Genomic DNA, 2,465 nt, shown 5'->3' on the forward strand with positions numbered 1-2,465 from the left:
GGGCCGCGCCGCCCTTCCCCGTCGCAGGACCCCCGCGACGGCGACACCGACGCCACCGCGGACGACCTGCGCGCGCCGCCGAGCAGGCCGACACCTCGCGCGCCCGAGGCCGAGACCGAGGTGGCCGAGTCGCCCGCCGACGTCGAGGGCGGCGGATCGGAGGAGGACGATGACTGACCTGCTCACCCCCGTCCTGACCGCCGGCTGGGCCGACGACCGGGCCTGGACGCTGGAGGCCTACGAGCGGCGCGGCGGCTACCAGGCGCTGCGCACGGGCCTGGCCATGAGCCCGGCCGACCTCACCGCCCTGGTCAAGGACGCCGGCCTGCGCGGCCGCGGCGGCGCCGGGTTCCCGACCGGCATGAAGTGGTCGTTCATCCCGCAGGACAACCCCAAGCCCAAGTACCTCGTGGTCAACGCCGACGAGTCCGAGCCGGGCACCTGCAAGGACATCCCGCTCATGATGGCCTCGCCGCACACGCTGGTGGAGGGCGTCGTGCTCGCCGCCCACGCGATCCGGGCCGAGCGCGCCTTCATCTACGTGCGGGGCGAGGTGCTGCACGTGGTGCGTCGCCTGCGGGCGGCGGTGCGCGAGGCGTACGAGGCGGGCTACCTCGGGGCAGACGTCCTGGGCACCGGCGTCAACGTCGACCTCGTCGTCCACGCCGGCGCCGGCGCCTACATCTGCGGCGAGGAGACGGCGCTGCTGGACTCGCTCGAGGGCCGCCGCGGCCAGCCCCGGCTGCGTCCGCCGTTCCCCGCCGTCGAGGGCCTGTACGCCAGCCCGACGGTCATCAACAACGTCGAGTCGATCGCGTCCGTGCCGGCCATCGTGCGCGGCGGGGTCGAGTGGTTCGGCTCCATGGGCACCGAGAAGTCCAAGGGCTTCACGATCTACTCGCTGTCGGGCCACGTGCGCCGGCCCGGCCAGTACGAGGCGCCGCTGGGCGTCACCCTGCGCCAGCTGCTCGAGCTCGGCGGAGGCATGCGCGAGGGCGCGGAGCTGAAGTTCTGGACGCCCGGCGGCTCGTCCACGCCGCTGCTCACCGCCGAGCACCTCGACGTCCCGCTCGACTACGAGGGGGTCTCGGCGGCCGGCTCGATGCTCGGCACCAAGGCCCTGCAGGTCTTCGACCAGACCACCTCGTCGTGCGCTGCGTCCTGCGCTGGACCGAGTTCTACAAGCACGAGTCGTGCGGCAAGTGCACGCCGTGCCGCGAGGGCACGTGGTGGCTGGTGCAGGCGCTGCAGCGCCTGGACGCCGGCCAAGGCCGGCCCGGCGACGTCGAGCTGCTGCTCGACCTGTGCGACAACATCCTGGGCCGTTCCTTCTGCGCGCTCGGCGACGGCGCCACGTCGCCCATCACCTCGGCGATCAAGCACTTCCGCGACGAGTTCGAGGCCGGCATGCACACGTCCACGGCCGAGCTGTTCCCGCCCGAGCGCTCCACCGCCTGGGCCCGGCCGCTCGAGGGGAGCCCCGCATGACCCTGACGCCCGAGCGCAGCAGCACCGGTGCCGAGCCGGTCGAGCTGGTCACGATGACGATCGACGACGTCGAGGTCAGCGTGCCGAAGGGGACGCTGGTCATCCGCGCCGCCGAGCTCGTCGGCATCGAGATCCCGCGCTTCTGCGACCACCCGCTGCTCGAGCCGGTCGGCGCCTGCCGCCAGTGCCTGGTCGAGGTGCCGGACGCCGGCAACGGCCGCGGCCTACCGAAGCCGCAGGCGTCCTGCACGCTCGAGGTCGCGCCGGGCATGGTCGTGCGCACCCAGCTGACGTCCGCCGTGGCCGACAAGGCCCAGCGCGGCACGATGGAGCTGCTCCTGGTCAACCACCCGCTCGACTGCCCGGTGTGCGACAAGGGCGGCGAGTGCCCGCTGCAGAACCAGGCGATGAGCCACGGACAGGCCGAGTCCCGGTTCACCGAGACCAAGCGCACCTACCCCAAGCCGCTGCCGGTCTCGGCCCAGGTGCTGCTCGACCGTGAGCGCTGCGTGCTGTGCGCGCGCTGCACCCGGTTCTCCGAGCAGGTCGCCGGCGACCCGTTCATCGCGCTGGTCGAGCGCGGCGCGTGGCAGCAGGTCGGCACCGCGCCGGACGTGCCGTTCCACTCCTACTTCTCGGGCAACACGATCCAGATCTGCCCGGTCGGCGCGCTCACGAGCGCCGACTACCGCTTCCGGGCGCGTCCCTTCGACCTCGTCTCGACCCCCACGGTCGGCGAGCACGACGCCTGCGGGGCCGCGATCCGCGTCGACCACCGCCGGGGCAAGGTCATGCGCCGCCTGGCCGGCGACGACCCCGAGGTCAACGAGGAGTGGATCAGCGACAAGGACCGCTTCGCGTTCCGCTGGAGCCAGGGCGAGGACCGGCTCCGCACGCCGCTGGTGCGCGACGAGTCCGGCGCGCTCGTGCCGATGTCGTGGCCCGGGGCGCTCGCCCGTCGCCGCCCCGCGGCCTGG

General features: G+C 73.5%; 1 protein-coding gene and 1 pseudogene. Both read left to right on the top strand.

Annotated features, from left to right (window positions below; genetic code table 11):
• The first annotated feature begins 169 nt into the window (after positions 1–169).
• Positions 170–1,488 (top strand): annotated as a pseudogene (nuoF, locus tag AC2W7G_RS13685) (NADH-quinone oxidoreductase subunit NuoF).
• Positions 1,485–2,465: 2Fe-2S iron-sulfur cluster-binding protein (locus AC2W7G_RS13690; protein ID WP_485868923.1), on the top strand; the 981-nt coding region annotated here is incomplete at its 3' end. The pseudogene nuoF and the gene AC2W7G_RS13690, both read left to right, overlap by 4 nt.

This window comes from Aeromicrobium sp. PFPM2_SD2, assembly GCF_057364525.1.